This is a genomic window from Arenibacter sp. 6A1 (genome assembly GCF_012272855.1).
Lineage (GTDB): Bacteria > Bacteroidota > Bacteroidia > Flavobacteriales > Flavobacteriaceae > Arenibacter.
Window position 1 is genome coordinate 91,787 of sequence record NZ_JAAXCQ010000015.1, and the last position, 19,598, is coordinate 111,384.

The following is a 19,598-nucleotide window of genomic DNA, read 5'->3' on the forward strand; positions in this document are numbered from 1 at the left end:
GATTAAATCGCTCCGCTTGGGTCTACGATTGGATCCTGAAAGTAACGAGAACCATCGGAGATCCAAATAATGTACCTGATTTTATAGATACGATATAGGCAAACTATTTAATACAGAAGTGTAGGCCGAGAAGGTTGGTTGGGGGTTGTGTTGCATTACAGTACGAGCGTGACCCTAGCGAAGCATTATGTCTTGCCAAATTGACATTTTAATAGCGCTAAAAGGATTTTTAAGTAGGATTTTTCTTTTTAAAAAAGGAGTTTATGCAGTAAAAATGACAGTTTTTTAGGATTGGTATTAAATTTGTTCTTTATAGGATGAATTTATTGTTTAACTAAAATTTTATGAATTATGAGCACTTTAGTAAATGTTCCTAAAAATGAAGGTTTGGCAAAGACAAATTCCAATCAAAGGCCAGACTTTCCGCTTTGGTCTTCTTTATTCGATGATTTTTTCAATAGAGATTACCCAACGCTTTTAAATTCAAATTTTAATACTGGCATCAGTTTGCCCAAGGTTAATATCAAAGAAACAGCGGACGCTTATTTTGTAGAGATGGCCGCTCCAGGATTAAAGAAATCCGATTTTCAGATAGATTTGGATAATCAGCTACTATCAATAGCAACTACTATGGAGGTAGATAATGAAAACAACGAAGAAAATTATTCTCGCAGAGAGTTTGGTTATTCTTCCTTTAAAAGAAGCTTTAAACTGCCCGAAACCATAGAGGAAAATAAAATTAAAGCTAAGTATAACGATGGTATTCTGAGTATTCATCTACCGAAAAAGGAAGAGGCGAAACAGAAACCTCCGAGAAGCATTGATATTTCCTAATCTAAACAGTAGTGAAAGGACCAATTTGGTCCTTTCTTTTTTTAACAGTCTATTAGATGCGAGTAACAATAAACACGATGGCAGTTTTTACTTTTTTAAACTTCCAATAATTAGGATGTTTTAGGTGTTTTTTTCACATAGATAAACTTCTGCTCATCCAATATCCGTTCATCATCCAGTCTATAGGCTACTAAATACCCATTATTCGCCACGCTATAATCTAGACAGCAAATATTTTGCCTGAATAGTGAGGGTTGATCAGCTTTTAACCAATAGTGGCCAAAGAATACACTCTTGTCATTATTTTTGTAGTAATCGTTTTCTTTTAAACCTGATAAATCGATAGACTCTTCGGGAAGATCGTCTGTGGGATGAAGACTGATGGTTTTATAAGTCATTAGAGAAGGGTCTTCCCACCATTTAATCCTCAATTCAGTACGTTCAATCTTTTCCTTGTCCTTGAATGATAGTCCATTTGGCATTCGTATCTCTTTTCCTTTGAGGGTCTGTTCTATGGCCTCAAAAAATACTGTTCCCTTCCTTATTGATTGGTAAATTAAATCATCTGTAAGTCGGTTGTTCCTCAAATTTTTTCAGAATTGGAAATCATTGTCCATTGTCTTTACGAAATGACCTTTATGGGGTTTTCCGAAGAAGCTATCTCAAAAAGAATCAATAGCATGGAAAAGAGTAGCATGGATCGTGAGTTAATCACCAAGGAAGAGAGAGATGCGATTACGGCTTCCGTGGAAGCGTTTCTAAAAAAGTGGGCGGAAGGAGACAGCGATTAAGGAAAAGAATATTGAACTAGTTACATAGCTGATGTATCCTCTAAAAACCGGAAAAGGATCGAGGATCAAGACGAGTCAATGAAACTAAAGCATAGCAAATTGAAAACAGGAACAGATAGGGTTCACTAGTTGTAGATATTAATTTACATGGATAACTGTTTAGTGCTGATTGTTAATTAAATGCCGCGTTAGGGACCGCGGCGGCATCCCCGCAGCGGAGCAAGGGATACAGCCAAGGGCCCGCCCGCCCTAAGCGGGAACGCCCAAATACCTATGCTGAGGACGATACGAAAATAATCCTGCCTGGCCTTAATTACATTAAACCGCTACTTTTAAACGCGGTTCATCACTAATCCAGATTTAAGGATTCTATTTATAAAATAGACGCTTCTTGGAAATGCCTTGTGGAAATACTTGGGTATCAGTCTGCTATTTCGTATTTTCATGATGCCTTTCTGAAAAAAACTAAAAATTTTAAGCGTGCTATGGAAGTGAAGGCATAGAACTATTGTCCCCGAATTTATAAACTGTCTTTAAACAGCTGTATTATGGAGCATAGAATAGTACTTAAGAAAATTGAATATGTCACTCACAATGTTCTACATTTAATAGCCGAAAAACCCAAGGGCTATGGGTTTAGTCCGGGACAGGCGACGGAAGTGTCTATAGATAAGGAAGGCTTTCGCGCCAAGAAAAGACCATTTACCTTTACCAGTCTCCCTGGGGATGAGGATTTAGAATTTACCATAAAAGTATACCCCTCCCATGACGGTGTTACCAAGGAATTGCATCAGCTAAAAGTTGGTGATCATCTTCTTATTGGCGATGCTTGGGGCGCTATACAATACAAAGGTCCGGGAGTTTTTATTGCCGGGGGCGCTGGAGTAACCCCCTTTATAGCAATCCTAAAAGACCTACATCGCAAAGGGAAATTAGGCGGACATAGGTTGTTTTTTGCCAATCAGAAGGAAAAGGATATTATTTGTAGGAACAAACTAAGGACCTGGCTTGGGGATGAGGTGGTACATATACTGTCTAAGGAAGACAATGGCAATTTCCCCCATGGTCATATCAATCGCGCCTTTTTAGAGGAACATCATTTGGACAACTCGGGCTATGTGTACCTCTGCGGTCCACCTCCTATGATGGATGCCTTGCCCATAGAATTATATGCCTTGGGAGTGCCTAAAGACCATTTGATTACCGAAGATCCGGAATAAAAACCTACCTAATAACGGAATGGATCTACTACTGATTCTACTGTTGCTAGCGGTTATCTGTAAATTACTCAACGTTGGGGAGTTTATAACTGGTATACGCTCCGGCAATTCCGAAAAGGGACAAGACCAAAATAACCCCTTCGGTAGAGATTACGGAGGCGGCAGCACTGATGCCACCCGTAACCAAGAGAATACCCCCTATGATGGTATTACTGACCGCTACGTAGTCGGTACGTTTGTTTCCGCCGGCCATATCTACGATATAGGTTTTACGGCCCAAGCGAACCCCACTATGGGCAATGCCCAGAATAAAGAAAGCCAGCGGATAAAGCCAGTAGGCATTTTTGGCAATGGGGGCAAAGCTTACTAGGCAAAACATTAATACCCCTAACACGGAGGCGATAATAGCCGCAAACCCCATTACATTTTTACTCGATTTATCGGCCATTCTGCCCCAAACGGGGGCACTGATAATAGATGCTATTCCGTTGGCAATAATAAAAAGCCCTAGGAGGTAGCCTTCCTTGCCTAAATATCGCTGTGCTAAAACCACATAAAAAGGAGCGGTCAGTGCCGAACACAGCAGTAGTGATCTAGCAATTATAAATCGTCTAAACTGGCTGTCTGTTCTTACTAGGCTCATACGCTCTATGGCCTCTTTCCAACCGTTTTGGCCCCCAGCAGTAGCCCCCGGGAATTCTTTGATACCCGCATATATCAAAGCGGAAATTAGCCACATGGCACTGGCAAAGAAAATGGTATAACTATAAAAGGTAATGTCTGCACCATTTCTAGATTGGTACATCATATAGAGTCCGGCTAGCAGTACCAAAACTCCCGACACAGAAACCGTATACCCTTTGAGTCTTCCTCTGCGGGTTTTAGGGATTGTTTTTCCTAGGACATCCTTAGAAGCAACCGAACAGAGGCCACGAGATAGGCTAAAGGCAATAAGGAATACTATAATAAGCCAACCGGCCGTACTGCCGGTAGCGTGCAGGGTAACCAACCCAATAGCTACCATGGATATAAATTGAAGCAGGGCGCCAATGACATAGACCCATTTGCGTTTCTCCTTGGTGCGGATATAACTGGCAATAATAATTTGTGGAAGCATAGAGCCCGATTCGCGGATAGGAACAATAAAACTGATGAGGTATACAGGGGCATTTACATAACTCATGACCCAGGCCAAAACTGTTTTTGGATTACTAAGGGTATCGCCTAACTTAGAAAAGGTGTTGCTTAAGAGGATCAGAAAATAGTTTTTGGGCGTATACTGACAGGCCGACTCTTCGATATCCTTACAGATGCGGGCGTCTTCCTCATTGTTTACATAGTCGTATAATTTTTCTGTCCAAGAATTAGATTTCATGCGGGCTGGTTTTTGGAAGGTGTAGTTTATTGCTGTCCATGGTAATTTAAATAAACGTATAAGAAAGAAACCACTCAAGTTACTACTTTATAAAGGTTTTACGAAAGCTTGTGGCTAAAATTATGGGTGGGCAAATGGACTTCCTTAATCAGGGCAATTTCCCTATCTTTACGAGTCACAATAATAACAACATCTTTCATGAAAAACGTTTGTTCCATGTTAATGCTAACGGTTTTGTTTACAGCTTGTAACGATTCCAAATCCAAAAACAAGGCATCCGATATGGATGCTATGACACAGAATATGACAGAAAACCCCTTACTTGTCGAAAGTACCTTGCCTTATGGTGCTCCCGATTTTACACAAATTAAAAACAGCCATTTTAAACCAGCCCTTTTACAAGGAATGGAAGCGCAACAACAGGCTATCATTAAAATAGTGAATGCTAGTGAAGCTCCTACCTTTGAAAATACGGTATTGGCCTTAGAAAAGAGCGGTGCCTTATTAGACAGGGTAGAAAATGTTTTTTACAGTCTTACCGGAGCCCATACCAACGACACCTTGCAAGCTATACAGGAAGAAATGGCGCCTAAGTTCTCGGAACAGCGCGATGCTATTTATTTGAATGAAAAATTATTTGCTCGTATAAAAACCTTGCACGAAACTAAGGAGAGCTTGGGATTGGATGCAGAGTCCCTTAAATTATTGGAGAAGTATTTTGAAGATTTCGAAATTGCCGGTGCCAATCTATCTGCGGCAGACAAGGAAACTTTAAAATCATATAATTCGCGCTTAGCAACCTTGATCAATACTTTTAACAAAACGCTATTGGAGGCCAATAACAGTGGTGCGATTGTGTTTACTGACAAGGAGGACTTAGCGGGCTTATCAGAAGGGGTATTAAAGTCCTTGGAAGACCCAGCCTCTAAAGGTTGGAAAATTCCACTATTGAACACTACGCAACAGCCTTTGTTGCAATCTTTGGACAATAGGGCTACGAGAGAAAAAATATTTAATGCAGCCTGGAACAGGGCCGATGGTACTGCTCAGGACACCAAGGCCATTATTGCCGAAATAGCCGAATTACGCGCGCAAAAAGCTGCCTTATTAGGATTTGATAACTATGCATCATGGAGCCTGCAAAATACCATGGCAAAAATACCAGAGAATGTCTTTAATTTATTTAACGGACTTATTCCAGCAGCTACAGCGAAAGCAGCCGTAGAAGCTAAGGAAATTCAGAAAATGATTCAGCAAAAAGGAGGCGACTTTACTTTGGAACCATGGGATTGGAATTACTATGGAGAAATGGTACGTAAAGCTAAGTACGATTTAGACGAAAACCAGATCAAGCCTTATTTTGAAATGAAAACGGTCTTGGAAAAAGGGGTTTTCTATGCTGCTGAAAAATTATACGGCCTTACTTTTAAAGAAAGAACAGATATTCCTACTTACCACGATGAGGTTTTGGTATATGAGCTTTTCGAAGAAAATGGCGATGCCCTAGGGTTGTTTTATGCCGATTTCTTTGCACGTCCTAGTAAGAGAGGTGGGGCTTGGATGAGTAATTTTGTGACTCAATCGAAGTTATACGACAAGAAGCCGGTAATCTACAACGTGTGTAACTACCCGAAACCAGCAGAAGGAGAAGCAGCTTTATTGACCTATGATGAGGTGGAAACGATGTTCCATGAGTTTGGGCACGCCTTGCACGGTTTCTTTGCAGATCAGCAATACCCATCGCTTTCCGGGACTTCGGTAGCACGCGATTTTGTCGAATTCCCATCACAATTCAATGAAAACTGGGCCTTGTATCCGGAGATCCTTAAGAACTATGCCCTTCATTATAAAACAGGAGAACAAATTCCACAAGCTTTGATCGATAAGATCAAGAATTCTGGCACCTTTAACCAGGGGTATAGCCTAACGGAAAATTTGGCGGCTTCTAATTTAGATATGCAATGGCATACTATTGGTGCTGATAAAAAGATTGATGATGCCAATGCTTTTGAAAAAGAAGCTCTTCGTAAAACAAAATTAGATGTGGTATCGGCAGTACCGCCACGTTATAGATCTACTTACTTCTCCCATGTATTTGGAAGTGGTTATGCAGCCGGGTATTATTCGTATTTGTGGACAGAGATGTTGCACCACGATGCCTATAATTGGTTTGAGAACAATGGTGGACTTACCCGTGAAAACGGACAGCGTATAAGAGACATGGTACTTTCTCGTGGAAATACACTGCCACTGGAAGAAATGTATAAGGAATGGCGCGGTAGTGATCCAAAAATTGAGCCGATGCTAAAAGCACGTGGCTTAAAATAAGCAATTTTTGTCGCGTACTATAAAATGAAAGGGGCCATTACGGTCCCTTTTTTCTTTAATAAGATAAGGGAATAGGTTTTGATTTGCTTTAAGACGCAATAAGATAGGTCAAGAGCAGCTATGCCATAGTAATACTACATAACATGGGCGATGAAATGATTTGTCCTTTGGCTTATTTTAAAATTTCTGCAGCTGTTAATTCTGTAAAACCACTTTCCGTTGCTTTTATAAGTTTAGCACGTAGCCAATCGATTTCTTTCTGTTTTTCTCTTTCTCGACGAATCAAGTCATTTATTACTTCACTCTTACTAGAATATTCTTCACTTTCAACCATTTTTTTTAACCAATCATCATTTGGCCTTGTTAAGGAAATACTTTGTCGTGGCATGATTAAGAATTACACATAATTGATGTAAATATACACCAATTATGTACAAAAACTACACCTGTCGCATCGCAGAGAGCCCCCAATACCTATTGCAAGGCGCTTTTACTTCATTCTTGAGGTTCGTATAAAAAATGTACATAAAACAACTCGCAGTTTGGAATAAGGTAATAGAGGTCTCTTTTCCAAAAGGTTCTCAGGTCACAAGTGAATAAACATCTTGTTTACAATGAATTGTCACTAAAACCTTTGTTTGTTTTTCGGGTTTTTCATTTTGCTAAACACCATAGCATTAGAGTCACCATTAATCCTAAAAACACCTACGGTTATGAAGTGGTAGAATTTGGTCGTAAATTCTTATTTAAGTTTAAGAACAGATACAGGTAGTTGTATGTTACTAAATTAAATCAATCCACTTATATACTATTATTATGGCCAATTATTATTGTGAATATTGCGGAACCAAAAGCGCTACTATCACTACCCTTACTGCCAATAGCTGTCACCGTCATCCATTAGGGAAAGGAAAGCATAAACTATATGAGGGCAGTGAGAAGTCTAGCTATAGTTGTAAGCATTGCGGTACCTCTTCCGGCACTATAACGGGGCTTACGGGTAATTCATGCCATAGGCACCCCAACGGCCCAAGTAAGGGCAAGCACGCACCTTCTTTATAGGGGACCAGCATCTAAAGCCCAGCCAAAAGGGAAAACACCGTATAGCCCAGACTATTGTATAGAGGGCAAATGCGGTGTTTTAAATTAAAACCTATAAAACATGATCTTTTATTAGTAGGCAAAGGGTATAACCGCTAAAAGGCTGGTTTGAAAATCCTTGATTTAAGAGGTTTATAGCCAATAAAGAAAATAGTCCATAACAATAAAAGGAATAAATACGAGGTATTAGCCATTAAATCCAGGTAATCGATCTTTCCTTTGGTAAAACTTAAAATCATTAATACCTGTGCGCCATAGGGTAAGAGACCTTGTGAAATACAAGCAAATATATCGAGAATAGAAGCGGTTTTTTTGTTGTCCAATTGGTACTCGTCATTAATGGTTTTAGCGATAGCGCCTACTATAATGATAGAAACCGTGTTATTGGCAATAGCAGTGTTAACACCCCCGACCAAGGCAGCAATTCCAAATTGAGCCGAGGTCTTATTCTTGATCAAGGCTTTTATTTTATTCAGGATATAATCGATCCCTCCATTAAAAGCAACCAAAGCGGCCAAACCACCAGAGAGCAACGACAATAAGAAAATCTCGGTCATATTGGTAAATCCACCATAGGCTATTTTGGTCGATTCAAGGAGGGTGAAGTCACCATATAATACACCTAATAGCACAGCGGAAAGAATACCTAAAAGAAGCACCACAAATACATTAATCCCAACTACTGATAATAGAATAACCAATAGATACGGCATAATTTTAATAATAGAGTACGAATAGGTAACAGTTTCTGTTGGGGTATTATTAATATCCATACCCTGAAAGATTAAGACACCTATGGTCAGCAGCGCTGCGGGAATGGCTATTTTAATATTTTGCTTAAACTTGTCGCTCATTTTACATTCCAAGGATTGTGTAGAGGCGATAGTGGTATCTGAAATAAGGGAAAGGTTGTCGCCAAACATAGCGCCCCCTAACAAGGCACCGCACAGCACTGCCAGGGAAACTCCGCCTTTATCGGCAAAGCCTACTACAATAGGAGCGAGGGCTACAATAGCGCCCACAGAAGTACCAGTAGATACAGATAAGAAGGAGGCTATTAGGAAAACGCCAATATAAATATACTCTATAGCGATATAATCTAATCCAAGGTTGACGATGGCATCGACACTTCCGGTGGCCTCGGTAATCGCAGCAAAGGCTCCGGCAAGTAGATAGATAAGGCACATTGTAAGAATCTTATCATCGCCACAACCTTTTAAAAGGGTTTTTATTTTTGAATTTACAGATTGTTTAAATAGTAGAAAGGCAACAATAATTCCTGCCAATACCGCTATAGGAGAAGGCAAAGCATAAAAGTCGTTTTGATAAATGCCGACACCTAAAAAGGTGAATACAAATACAAATAATGGAATCAGTGCCGTAAAACTTGAATTTTTGTCTTTTGAATATGCCATTTTAATATTTTTGGAAGCTCAAAAGAAATGACAGCAAATAGTTGGGAATATGGTTTAACATTTGTTCCAATGATATTTGGCTTATCTATTTAGCACCTTGCTTGTTAATGCAGGTTGCTATCTCTTTTGAGATTCTTGATAATTAAGGCCGCAAAAGTAGGGAATTTGAAGCAAACTATTTCTTAAATTACTCTTATTGTTTTTTAAAATTACTTCTTTCCTTAAGGAGTGTAAAAGACCTTTGCAATGTCCTATAGATACAGCATTGGGGCTGTATAGTTGAGGTTCTTTTTATTTAAAAGCTAGGAGATAAAACAACGCATCTGATGTATCATATAAACAGAGATTAAGGTAGGAGTGCTTATATGGCAGCTACGCTCTATTCGCAACTCAACTTTTCAAGGGTTTAGCGGCTTATTCCATAGGATTATAAAACAATTGGCAGTATTCCTTGTAAAAGGGCATATCTTTGCCAAAAATTATTTTATGTCAAAACAGTTTTCCGATTTAGGAATTAAAGAACAACTACTACAAAGTTTAGTCGAATTACAAATCTCTGTACCCACAGATATCCAAAAAAAGACTATTCCCTTAATCCTAAATCAGAACAAAGATGTCGTTGGTTTGGCAAAAACAGGAACCGGTAAAACGGCTGCTTTTGGATTGCCTTTATTGCAATTGATCAACGAAGAAAATACAGCGGTGCAAGCAGTAATACTAGCGCCCACAAGAGAACTAGGGCAACAAATTTATACGAACCTAACTTCTTTTAGCGCTCATAGTCCAGCTATTTCCATAGCCTCTGCATTTGGAGGAATCCCTATAAAACCTCAAATAGAACGTTTAAAAAGCCCAACACAAATTGTCGTGGCAACCCCAGGGCGACTAGTCGATTTGGTAAAAAGACAGGCCATTAACATCAAAAACATCGCTTATTTAGTATTAGATGAAGCCGATGAAATGGTTAGTGCCTTAAAAGAAGACTTGGATGTCATTATCAAAGAAACTCCTAAGTCTAGAAGAACACTATTATTTACCGCTACTATGCCTGGGGCCATAAAGCAATTGGTGCAAAATTATATGTCTAAACATGTAGTTCAGGTCGAGGCTGATATGGATACTGTTGGACACCAAGGCATAGACCATCAATATATGGTTGTAGAGCCTATTGAAAAATTAGAGGTGTTACTGCATTTTTTGAATTCTAAGGAAGGCGAACGCGGAATTATTTTTTGTAAAACGAAGGCTGCCGTGAATAAACTGGCCAAGAACTTAGCCATTAATAAATTCTCTTCAGGAGCTATCCACGGAAGCTTAACCCAAGGCATACGAGATAGGGTTATGGGACAATTTAGAGAGGGGTATATCGATGTACTTGTGGCTACCGATTTGGCAGCACGTGGTATTGACGTTAAAGAAATCTCCTATGTGGTCAATTATCATTTGCCAGATACCTACGACACCTATGTCCATAGAAGCGGACGTACGGCAAGGGCAGGAGCCAAAGGACTTTCTTTGACAATTTTACAACAAGAAGAAGTAGAAGAGATAGCCGATTTTGAAAAAGAATTAGGGATCGTTTTCCATAAATTTGAAAAGGCGGATGCACAAAGCATAGAGGAAAACAATAGTCTGGTTTGGGCTAAAAAAATATTTAAGACAAAACCAAACCGCACTGTTTCTAAAGAATTCAAGGAAAAAATAAGCACCATATTCCATCATCTAACCAAGGAAGAATTGGTAGAGAAAATATTGGCAAATCACCTTGCAGAAACTACGGCTGCTAGCCAACCATTAGAAAAATCTAAAAAGAAAAAAAGAAATAGCTAAGAAGATTTAATCTATTTTTTAGAAAGCTTTTGTTGAGGTGTCTTTGAAGACCGATTCCTTAAAAAAGCAAAGGGTATTATCAAACCTCTTAGTGTCCCTATTATAGGAAACTAAGAGGTTTTTACATTAAATACAGAAGATCAACTCTCAATTTCCAGTTATAAAAAATCACAGGGGTATTATTGGTTATGCGCTTACCAAAATATTACCTCGTATAAGCCTTCCCATCCTATTGCAGCCCTTCATGATATATAGGATGTTGTCTAAAAAAATCTCCCTTCAAAACTAACTTCAGTATTTTCGAAACATGAAAGACCTTGCCGTCATCGTGTTATTAGGGGTATGAAGCCCACCGGTGCGAAAACGTACGCTAAGGGAATTACTAGACTAGTTATCAATGTTTTAAATAATATTATTTTAATTAGTTTTACCAACTTTTCTCTCTGTAAACCACATCAACAGGTGCTAAACCAGCACATTTGGAGAAATTTAGGTTACAACGCTACCAAAACGTACGCTAAGGAATAATTTTTAACTTTTCATTAAGAGCTCCTAGATTACGTAATTTCCCTTTCAAGAATTTTTCTTCGATTTCAAAAGAATAATGTCCCAACATATTTACATGTTTAAATATAAGTGGAGATAATCTTTCCAAATCCTCATCATTTAATGTAACACCTTTTGTTTCTAGATGTTCAATTGATTTTTGCATGTAGATGGAATTCCACAAAATGACAGCGTTCGTTACCAGTCCAAGAGCTCCAAGTTGATTTTCCTGACCTTCTTTGTACCGTTTTCTAATTTCCCCACGTTGCCCATAGCAAATGGCCCTAGCAACGTTATGCCTACTTTCCCCTCTATTAAGTTGGGTAAGTATTCTGCGCCTATACTCTTGGCTATCAATATAATTTAAAAGGTAAAGGGTTTTGTTGATACGACCAACTTCTTTTATGGCCTTGGCCAAACCTGAAGGTCTGTCACTTTTGAGCAGGGTCTTCATTAGTTCAGAAGCCCTGACCGTTCCTAATTTCAATGAACCTGCCATACGTAACATATCGTTCCAATTATCTTCTATTGGCGCCGCTTTGGCAATACCTCTTGAAATATCGTCGAGAGGCCCATAGTCTGAATCTTTATCAATTCTCCAAAATACAGCTTCTCCGGCATCTGCCAATCTAGGAGAGAATTGATAGCCAAGCAACCAAAACAGACCAAATACCATTTCGCTTGCACCTGCAGTATCGGTCATAATCTCTGTAGGAACCAAACTTGTTTGCTGTTCTAACAAGCCATCCAAAATAAACATTGAATCCCTCAAAGTTCCTGGGACGGCAATACCATGAAATCCCGAAAATTGATCTGATACAAAGTTGTACCAGGTTATTCCTCGGTTAGCACCGAAATACTTTCTATTGTACCCGGAATTGATTGTTTGAACAGGCGTTACAAAACGCATACCATCAGCGGATGCTACCATACCACTTCCCCATTTATTGACCAATGAAAGTGTGGACTGGTAATCAACGAGATTTGCATTTGCCATGGTCAACGTTTCTTCCCTAAAGTAATTTTGTTTCACCCAATTTAAACGATGTCGGGTCAAAGCAGGAATAGTATCTTTAACCAAAGGCTCTATTCCTATATTACATGCCTCGGCAATGAGTACAGCACATATACTAACTGTTAGATCTTTACTTCTGGAACCGGACTCACTCACATGACTGAAGGAGTCAATAAAATTAGTATGACCCTGAATTTCCAATAGGAGTTCTGTAAGATCAACTTTTGGTAATAAGCTCCGGATAGATTCTTTTAAAGATTTTAAACTATCGGGCTCGACAAGTCCATCAAGTTTCCTAATTGTCAACGAAGGCTGGTTTCCTGAAATATCTAAACAGACTGAATCGTTGTCTTGAAAATTAGAAGCTACTTTTTTATAAGTAGTGTCAAGTTCTTTTACTAGTTTATCTACAGACTCCTTTCCGTTTTCAATATGTCCCAGAGAAGCGCATATTTGACTTTTATTGTTTCTCCAGTAATTTTCCTTTAGTAATTTCATTCTTGGGTCACCCCAACGATCTCCATTTTTGATATAGATGTCCCTGCGTTTGAGAGCATCTAAAAAATGATTTAAAAAACATATGGTATACCCTTTTTTCGATATATTACCTTCCTCGTCGGTAATTAATCTTTTCCATAAAGGTGTGATGATATCCGTTGGAGGGTTATCAAGAAATTTGTTTTTATCATATTGAAGACTTGCAAGAAAAAAGAATATATCAAGTAGATTTTCACCAGAAGGTGCAGCTTCGAACTCAATATCCTCGAATAATCTAGGAAGTATCTTTTTAATTTTCCCATATTGTGCTATCATCTCCTCTAAATAATCGCTGTTTTCTGGACGTGCCAGCTCGTTAACCGTGTCCATCGAATTTGCAATCAAATCTTTAGATGCAATCTTGAATATCGATTTTCTCAGTTTCGAATTCGATATTTTTTCGTCCAATATAAGCTTGCTTACTTTGGCCAAAATAACCGCAGACCTATCCAAATCCTTTAAAGTACGTAGTCTTTTCTTTTTGCCTATTCGTTTTGCATCATTGACAATATTAGTTGCCAACAGCTCTAGAACATCCAATGCGTCGTCCAATGCCATAACTTCATATACTTTCACAAAGGCTACAAGAACTGCTAAACGCCTTTGCTCTGGCATTCTACTGATTCTATAAGCAGATGTAATAGATGCATGATTTGCAAGTTGTCTGATTTTTATCGGCGGTATTCCTTGAAAATCCAATTCCCCAATTCCAAAGGAACGTAGACCTTGATAACGTTTCAACGCTTTTATAAAAGATGTGCTACTTATTCTTACAGGACCTTTTCGATAATAATCAAACCAAGATGTTTGCATTGGTTCGGAAATTTCCAATAAATCATTTAGTCTTGATTTTTGGGATAAAGAAGGAAGGTCTGCCAGTTTTTCCCATAAGGTTTCGAATGCTCTTTGACGAATTTCCCCTATCAGCCGAGTAAGGGTTGTAGCCCCAGGAAGTAAAATTTTGTTTTTCACTAACCAAGATGTTGCCAAATCAAACAAAAGATTGGGTCTTTCATCACTAATCCATGCCCTAAGATAAATTAGCCTGGTCAATCTAAATGACAAATAGCCTTTGGTATACTCGCGATAGTTATATTGTTTTTTAATTAATGCTCTGTGTTCCCGTTTGGTAGTCTCCCTTTTCCCATATGATTTTAAAATTGTTATGTTTTCCATTGATACTTGTTCTGCAACAAATTCTTTTATAGCAGTTGGAACTTCAGAAAGCTCGTTTAGGAATGTTCCTAAAAACCGAACACAGGTTAATTGTAGTGCTACTCCAAACTTATTGGCATTACCTCTTCGTTTGGAAATAAATTCTAAATCTAAATTGTCCAATGTAAAATATTTGGAAATCTGATTTTCGTTTAGAACCTCTGGGAATTTCCCATAATTTTTCTTCTGCTCTTGAGTTAAAATTTCATTGGACATTGGGTGATGGTTAAGTTATTTTTTCAATAAAGTCTTATCATTTAAAAGAGTGCATTTTGGGTATACCTTTTTGCTACCATCAATTTGCTGGTGCAATAATATTTAAAAACAATGTATATTGCACTATCATTACAAAACCATTTATAGTGCACTTATGAGGATATATGGATATTTGAGGGCATCGACCAAACATCAAGATGCGGAAAGGGCAAAGAACGAACTTACTGACTTTGCCGATGAAAAGGGCATCAAGGTCTCTTTCTGGTTTATGGAGAACGAGACTGGTAGCAAATTAAACCGCCCTGAACTATTTAGGTTGTTGGAAATTACGGAGCCAGGAGATGTATTGCTTGTAGAACAGATTGACAGGATAAGTAGATTAAACGCTAAGGATTGGGATTCCTTGAAATCGCTCATATCGGACAAGGGTATCAAAATTGTCTCATTGGACCTTCCAACAAGCCATAGGCTTATCGACAGTTCGGACGAGTTTACCGAAAGGATGTTGTCGGCAATCAATTCCATGTTGCTCGATATGCTAGCTGCGGTTGCCCGTAAAGATTACGAGGACAGGAGGCGCAGACAGGCACAAGGGGTTCAAAAAGCCAAGCAACAAGGAAAATATAAAGGTCGTCCTGAGAACATCGAATTACAGAACAAGATCGAAGGACTACTAAGGGACAGTAAGAGCTACAATTACATCCAGAACCTTTTGGGTTGCTCTAGACATACAATATCTAAGGTCAACAAGCGCATAAAATTGGGGATTAATGAGTAACCAAAATATATATCGACAGCACGTTGCATCTTGAATCATACCTTTTGAAAATAATCTCCGGATTTTGCGAGAGTTCCAAATTATCTAGAGTTATTTAACAGGTGTGATTCTAAATCGCTTGGTACACACCGCACGAAAATCAAAACAAAATCTATGCGAAAAAAACTAACATTAGATTTATCCATAAAGGAATCTTTTTTGAGCAAATGGTTTTTTGAACCTGTTATTAATGGCCCAGTGGAAGGGTAGCTGTCACCAACCGCCAACTAGAAGTAATTCAAATCAAAAGAGATCCTTTTCTCCATATCAATCTCGATTTTCCCGTAAGGATTGATATGCTTATATATTAAATGAGTCAGAGCACTTAGATCATCAACTCATAAGATGTATGCAACTGAAATACAGTTGATTGTGATTTAATTCTTAACTTCATAATTCTGTCCAAATCAAACGATAATTTTTTATTGGATAAGGCGAAATCGTACTCTCCGTGCATATTTATATGCTTGGCGAGTATAATTTTGAGATTAAGGGACGAAAATTACCGTTCGATATTCAAAAAGTATTTGACTTAAAGATAACAGTTTAAAATATTGAAAATCAATATATAACCGGTTTATATCGGAAATTTTGTCCTGTTTTTGGAATAGACCCAATTTCGGGAAAATCTGTTACACTATTGGTAATAGTGTAATAAATAATTTAGGCACTGAAAAAAACGTGTTATATCCTTTCTTCAGTAAGAAACGGTTGCTCATCTCCATTAGGCCATATCGAGATAATCTTGGTTTCTTATTGGATACTCCACCACGAGTAGTTGGCCCAATTAAAAAATACGTTTATTTATTTTTCATAGATTATGATTATGTGTTTTAGGCCACGCACTGTTCTATAGGGAACAGATTCCAAAATTCATTGAACGTTTGACATATTAACACGAACTGACATTTATTTCTCCTTATAAACCACCTTCTATTGGAGTGGTCATATTCTTTTGGCAGTGCCTGAATCCACGATGTTATTGCGATTTACTTCTTCAATCACTTGTTTAGTAGGGCCTGGAACTTGTCACTACCCCCAGATTCCTTGAAGCCCACATTCTAGGAGGTGAATTCTTACTTCTGTATACGTTTTTTACGAACTTAACTTGTTTACTCCTACAATAATGTATATATTTAATAGGTAATTGCAAAAATCTTCAAAATACAATGGGTAATTGTACGATTTCCGTAAAGGCACTTCATGGACATCTCATGGTTAAAATCACTGAAGATTTTATCGAGGACTGCATCCTATCCCACCCGGAGCACCCGAGCTTATTATGTATTTCTGATACTCTAGAAAAATATGGTATTGAGAGCCTTGCAGTAAAAGTGAATATAGAAAAGCTATATAAACTGCCACTGCCATGAATAGTTGTCCAGGCCGTATTAGTGCTTGAAATGTTAACGGCATTTTATGGATGGTTTTATGAAATACCCATTATATGGGGAACATTGCCAATTCTTTTATCCTTGTCGCTACTTCCAGTACTGATATGGAAATTGACAAAACCACTAATAGAAGCAAAAAAGGAAGCGAACCTATATAGAAGGCATCTTAAAAAAATCAAGTATAACCCTACTGTGTTAGAAGGGCTATTGACCAAGACCCGAAAAATAACTTCAAAGACCGAGGGTTTAGGTATATCCTTTAAAACTAAGAACGCTAAATATAATGTTCTCAAAATTTGTAACCCTTATTGTGATCCCTGTGCAAAAGCGCATCCTATTTTGGAGGAACTCTTGAACAAAGGCAAGATTAATTTACAGATACTATTCACTGCAAGAGCAGATAACAAAGATCTTATGGCAAGACCAGTACGTCATTTTTTAGCCATAGATGAGATGGGAGATAAAAAAAGAACGCAATTGATATTGGATGAATGGTACCGGGTCGAAAATAAGAATTATAAAGTTTTTGCCCATAAGTACCCCAAGAATGGCGAACTGGAGCAACAAAATAAAAAAATAGCAGCCATGCGACAATGGTGCGATGATGAAAATATTACCCATACACCCACGATATTCATAAACGGGTATGAACTTCCAAGGTAATACAGTGTGGAAGATTTGAATGAAGTACTAATTTGAGAATAAAAATGGGTAGATAAGAGAAATTAGTGATGAACTAAAATACTTTAACGAAGCACGGACACAAACCTTGGGTGTCCTTAATCGTCCATGGAAAATATACATCTTAAAACTATGAAATTATGAAAAAACTGAATTTAAAGAAATTGAATTTAAAAACAAACGACCTGCTCCTTAGGGAGCAATTAAAGACCATTGTAGGTGGGTACGGAAATGGTAGTTGTCATCCTGAATGTTCCTCCAATGCAGATTGCGGTTATCCACAAACCGATGAAATTTGTGTTAACATAAAATTTCCTGACGGTTGTATAACTAAAAGATGCGTTCTTAGTTTTTCTTAAAATACATTGAAACTTGAAAAATATAATATTATGAAAAAATTAGATTTAAAAATACTTAAATTGGATAAGAATAATGTCCTTCAAAGAGGAAGTTTAAAGGCGATTATGGGCGGTGGTTATGTTGGGAATTGTGCCGATTCGTGCTCAAGTGATTCAGATTGCTTAACCAATCAAGAATGTATGTGCCTTGATGTGGCTGCATGCAGGGATATAAATTCACCTGTTGCTAGATGCGTGACTAAGAACATATAATAAATAAATGTCCAAGGTAAGGAAATTCAATAAATTCCAACTTGCTCTGGACATTTTTAATGAAATCACATTCTAATTATTATGAGTTTAAAAAATCAAATTGTTATAATTATACTCGTTTTTGGGCTATTTTTAGGCTGTAAAAACAAACCTCAAAATGATTATAGTTTTAACAAGGAAGGGGATATAGAAATCAATCTTAATTCTACTTTAGATGAAGAGATTCAATTTGAAAGCTTAAATTATAGTGACTTCCCGGTATATTCGTTATCGACAAGGTATCCTAAACTATACAACAATACCAAAGCTAATATTCCAGGAATTCCTAAATTGGATAGTTTTCAAGTAGTTTCCCGCACATTGCAATGGGGTGGACATTCTTTCGAACTTTATAAAAGCGGTTACCTATCCCTAGGAGAATTTCTTGAAAGAAGCGAGTACCTGTTAGCTGATACATTGGCCTTGGAAAAGCCAAGTGTATATTATGGAATCAATGCAATTTCAGGTTTTATTGGTGATAAACAAGTGGTGCTAATAGATGCCAACAGCAATGGTGACTTTAGCGATGATGTACCTATCGAGTTTAATAAGGATTTCAGATATTCCCATGAGGGCTTTCCAGATCTTATCGATGTACCAATAGTGAATTTCAACTATCGTATTTACCTGAATAATAAACATTTCGATATTGATAGAAAAATACAATTATACCCACATGTAAACCATCCCCATGCTTACTTGGTTCAAAATGGAACGTTGGACAACTTAACAAACGAATATACTTTAATGCTCCATTTAAAGGATTATAGAAAAGGGAGGTTTAGTATTAACAATGTAACCTATACGGTTGGGCTCCAAGGCATCTACAACAATGATTTGAGTATTGTGATAAAACCAGACACAATAGTTTATGAAAAAGATGATTTAGAGTTTCAACGCAACTTCACTTTCAGGGCAACAGACACTATAGAATTCCCTGATGGTTTATACAAATTAGACGGTGTTTCAACGGGCTTAAACACCTTGTATCTTAAAAAATTACCAGACGTGCCTGACTCATTTTTTGGACATAGGATCGGGACTACGGTAGCCGACTATGAAATTAAATTATTAGACCAGAAAAATGTGAAGTTATATAATATACTTGGGAAAGATAAAAAGTTCACGTTATTGGATTTCTGGGGTACTTGGTGTGCTCCATGCAAAGAATTGACCCCAGAGCTTAAGCGCATTCATAATAAATATTCGGAAAACCTAAATTTTCTAAGTATTGCTTTGGATACGGACGTTAATGAAGTTAAGGAGTATGTAAAAAAGAATAAAATGGATTGGCATCATGCTTTTGTGGACCGAAGTAATAGGAATGGCAGTATAGTAATGGGAATGCGCATTCAAAGCTACCCTACATTAGTTTTATTAGATGAGAACAATAAAGTCATATTTCGGGGTGGGTCATCTTCATTAAATGAGATAGACGAAATATTAAGTTCCAATCAAGTGCTTGCCAAATAGATTATAACTGAAATAGTATCGGAAACTATTTTCTGTTTTATATAATTTAAAAATAATTTAGCCATCCCCTGAAAAAAGAGTTGAATAACTGTTGAAGTATTGATTTTGCTAGTGTTTTGAGGTGATTTAAAATAGGAAAACTGTTTAAAAAGCTGTAATT

Annotated in this window: 16 protein-coding genes and 1 riboswitch; of the genes, 11 read left to right on the plus strand and 5 right to left on the minus strand. The window is 37.7% G+C overall.

The features are described 5' to 3' along the window. Positions 1-351 precede the first annotated feature (351 nt). Entirely contained in the window at positions 352-834 is a 483-nt protein-coding gene (locus HCG49_RS13835) for an Hsp20/alpha crystallin family protein (protein ID WP_168470126.1), read from the plus strand. Between the two features lie 110 nt (positions 835-944). On the opposite strand, the gene HCG49_RS13840 is transcribed toward HCG49_RS13835, so the two are convergent. Beyond that, positions 945-1,421, minus strand: a complete 477-nt coding sequence (locus HCG49_RS13840) for a hypothetical protein (protein WP_168470127.1) — start codon at positions 1,419-1,421, stop codon at positions 945-947. A 12-nt stretch (positions 1,422-1,433) separates the two neighbouring features. Here HCG49_RS13840 and HCG49_RS13845 point away from each other — a divergent pair, with 12 nt between their 5' ends. Then, complete coding sequence (locus HCG49_RS13845) at positions 1,434-1,625, plus strand: DUF6557 family protein (RefSeq protein WP_168470128.1); 192 nt, start codon at positions 1,434-1,436, stop codon at positions 1,623-1,625. A 548-nt stretch (positions 1,626-2,173) separates the two neighbouring features. Next, positions 2,174-2,845, plus strand: a complete 672-nt coding sequence (locus HCG49_RS13850) for a flavodoxin reductase (RefSeq protein WP_168470129.1) — start codon at positions 2,174-2,176, stop codon at positions 2,843-2,845. A 64-nt stretch (positions 2,846-2,909) separates the two neighbouring features. On the opposite strand, the gene HCG49_RS13855 is transcribed toward HCG49_RS13850, so the two are convergent. Continuing rightward, positions 2,910-4,220 carry an MFS transporter gene (locus HCG49_RS13855; protein ID WP_168470130.1) on the minus strand — a complete coding sequence of 437 codons (1,311 nt, stop codon included), beginning with the start codon at positions 4,218-4,220 and terminating at the stop codon, positions 2,910-2,912. Between the two features lie 198 nt (positions 4,221-4,418). Here HCG49_RS13855 and HCG49_RS13860 point away from each other — a divergent pair, with 198 nt between their 5' ends. Continuing rightward, positions 4,419-6,548 (plus strand): M3 family metallopeptidase, encoded by a 2,130-nt coding sequence (locus HCG49_RS13860; protein WP_410488997.1) that lies wholly within the window; start codon positions 4,419-4,421, stop codon positions 6,546-6,548. 172 nt (positions 6,549-6,720) lie between these two features. On the opposite strand, the gene HCG49_RS13865 is transcribed toward HCG49_RS13860, so the two are convergent. Then, positions 6,721-6,936: a type II toxin-antitoxin system ParD family antitoxin gene (locus tag HCG49_RS13865; RefSeq protein ID WP_168470131.1), complete on the minus strand. Its 216-nt coding sequence runs from the start codon at positions 6,934-6,936 to the stop codon at positions 6,721-6,723. A 428-nt stretch (positions 6,937-7,364) separates the two neighbouring features. Between HCG49_RS13865 and HCG49_RS13870 the strand changes: the two genes are divergently transcribed. After that, complete coding sequence (locus HCG49_RS13870; protein WP_205764406.1) at positions 7,365-7,610, plus strand: hypothetical protein; 246 nt, start codon at positions 7,365-7,367, stop codon at positions 7,608-7,610. Between the two features lie 134 nt (positions 7,611-7,744). Here the strand turns inward: HCG49_RS13870 and HCG49_RS13875 are convergent, their stop codons facing one another. Then, positions 7,745-9,064 (minus strand): Na+/H+ antiporter NhaC family protein, encoded by a 1,320-nt coding sequence (locus tag HCG49_RS13875; RefSeq protein ID WP_168470132.1) that lies wholly within the window; start codon positions 9,062-9,064, stop codon positions 7,745-7,747. A 50-nt stretch (positions 9,065-9,114) separates the two neighbouring features. After that, positions 9,115-9,211: riboswitch (SAM-I-IV-variant riboswitch) on the minus strand. Positions 9,212-9,550: 339 nt separating this feature from the next. Between HCG49_RS13875 and HCG49_RS13880 the strand changes: the two genes are divergently transcribed. Beyond that, positions 9,551-10,894, plus strand: a complete 1,344-nt coding sequence (locus tag HCG49_RS13880; protein ID WP_168470133.1) for a DEAD/DEAH box helicase — start codon at positions 9,551-9,553, stop codon at positions 10,892-10,894. Positions 10,895-11,411: 517 nt separating this feature from the next. Here HCG49_RS13880 and HCG49_RS13885 read toward each other — a convergent pair. Next, positions 11,412-14,423 carry a Tn3 family transposase gene (locus HCG49_RS13885; RefSeq protein WP_168470134.1) on the minus strand — a complete coding sequence of 1,004 codons (3,012 nt, stop codon included), beginning with the start codon at positions 14,421-14,423 and terminating at the stop codon, positions 11,412-11,414. 154 nt (positions 14,424-14,577) lie between these two features. Here HCG49_RS13885 and HCG49_RS13890 point away from each other — a divergent pair, with 154 nt between their 5' ends. From HCG49_RS13890 to HCG49_RS13910, 5 genes are all read left to right on the plus strand, one after another. Further along, complete coding sequence (locus HCG49_RS13890; protein WP_168470135.1) at positions 14,578-15,201, plus strand: recombinase family protein; 624 nt, start codon at positions 14,578-14,580, stop codon at positions 15,199-15,201. A gap of 1,442 nt (positions 15,202-16,643) precedes the next feature. Further along, entirely contained in the window at positions 16,644-17,297 is a 654-nt protein-coding gene (locus HCG49_RS13895; protein WP_168470136.1) for a DsbA family protein, read from the plus strand. A gap of 158 nt (positions 17,298-17,455) precedes the next feature. Continuing rightward, entirely contained in the window at positions 17,456-17,674 is a 219-nt protein-coding gene (locus HCG49_RS13900; protein WP_168470137.1) for a hypothetical protein, read from the plus strand. 30 nt (positions 17,675-17,704) lie between these two features. Next, positions 17,705-17,926, plus strand: coding sequence for a hypothetical protein (locus HCG49_RS13905; protein WP_168470138.1), 222 nt, complete (start codon positions 17,705-17,707; stop codon positions 17,924-17,926). An 81-nt stretch (positions 17,927-18,007) separates the two neighbouring features. Continuing rightward, positions 18,008-19,438: a TlpA family protein disulfide reductase gene (locus HCG49_RS13910; RefSeq protein WP_168470139.1), complete on the plus strand. Its 1,431-nt coding sequence runs from the start codon at positions 18,008-18,010 to the stop codon at positions 19,436-19,438. Positions 19,439-19,598 lie beyond the last annotated feature (160 nt).

What these genes read in the sequence shown, in the direction of transcription:
- HCG49_RS13865 (WP_168470131.1), bottom strand. Translation starts at nt 6,936, where the DNA reads ATGCCACGACAAAGTATTTCCTTAACAAGGCCAAATGATGATTGGTTA.
- HCG49_RS13880 (WP_168470133.1), top strand. Translation starts at nt 9,551, where the DNA reads ATGTCAAAACAGTTTTCCGATTTAGGAATTAAAGAACAACTACTACAA.
- HCG49_RS13875 (WP_168470132.1), bottom strand. Translation starts at nt 9,064, where the DNA reads ATGGCATATTCAAAAGACAAAAATTCAAGTTTTACGGCACTGATTCCA.
- HCG49_RS13870 (WP_205764406.1), top strand. Translation starts at nt 7,365, where the DNA reads ATGGCCAATTATTATTGTGAATATTGCGGAACCAAAAGCGCTACTATC.
- HCG49_RS13910 (WP_168470139.1), top strand. Translation starts at nt 18,008, where the DNA reads ATGAGTTTAAAAAATCAAATTGTTATAATTATACTCGTTTTTGGGCTA.
- HCG49_RS13885 (WP_168470134.1), bottom strand. Translation starts at nt 14,423, where the DNA reads ATGTCCAATGAAATTTTAACTCAAGAGCAGAAGAAAAATTATGGGAAA.
- HCG49_RS13850 (WP_168470129.1), top strand. Translation starts at nt 2,174, where the DNA reads ATGGAGCATAGAATAGTACTTAAGAAAATTGAATATGTCACTCACAAT.
- HCG49_RS13835 (WP_168470126.1), top strand. Translation starts at nt 352, where the DNA reads ATGAGCACTTTAGTAAATGTTCCTAAAAATGAAGGTTTGGCAAAGACA.
- HCG49_RS13860 (WP_410488997.1), top strand. Translation starts at nt 4,419, where the DNA reads ATGAAAAACGTTTGTTCCATGTTAATGCTAACGGTTTTGTTTACAGCT.
- HCG49_RS13890 (WP_168470135.1), top strand. Translation starts at nt 14,578, where the DNA reads ATGAGGATATATGGATATTTGAGGGCATCGACCAAACATCAAGATGCG.
- HCG49_RS13895 (WP_168470136.1), top strand. Translation starts at nt 16,644, where the DNA reads ATGTTAACGGCATTTTATGGATGGTTTTATGAAATACCCATTATATGG.
- HCG49_RS13900 (WP_168470137.1), top strand. Translation starts at nt 17,456, where the DNA reads ATGAAAAAACTGAATTTAAAGAAATTGAATTTAAAAACAAACGACCTG.
- HCG49_RS13855 (WP_168470130.1), bottom strand. Translation starts at nt 4,220, where the DNA reads ATGAAATCTAATTCTTGGACAGAAAAATTATACGACTATGTAAACAAT.
- HCG49_RS13905 (WP_168470138.1), top strand. Translation starts at nt 17,705, where the DNA reads ATGAAAAAATTAGATTTAAAAATACTTAAATTGGATAAGAATAATGTC.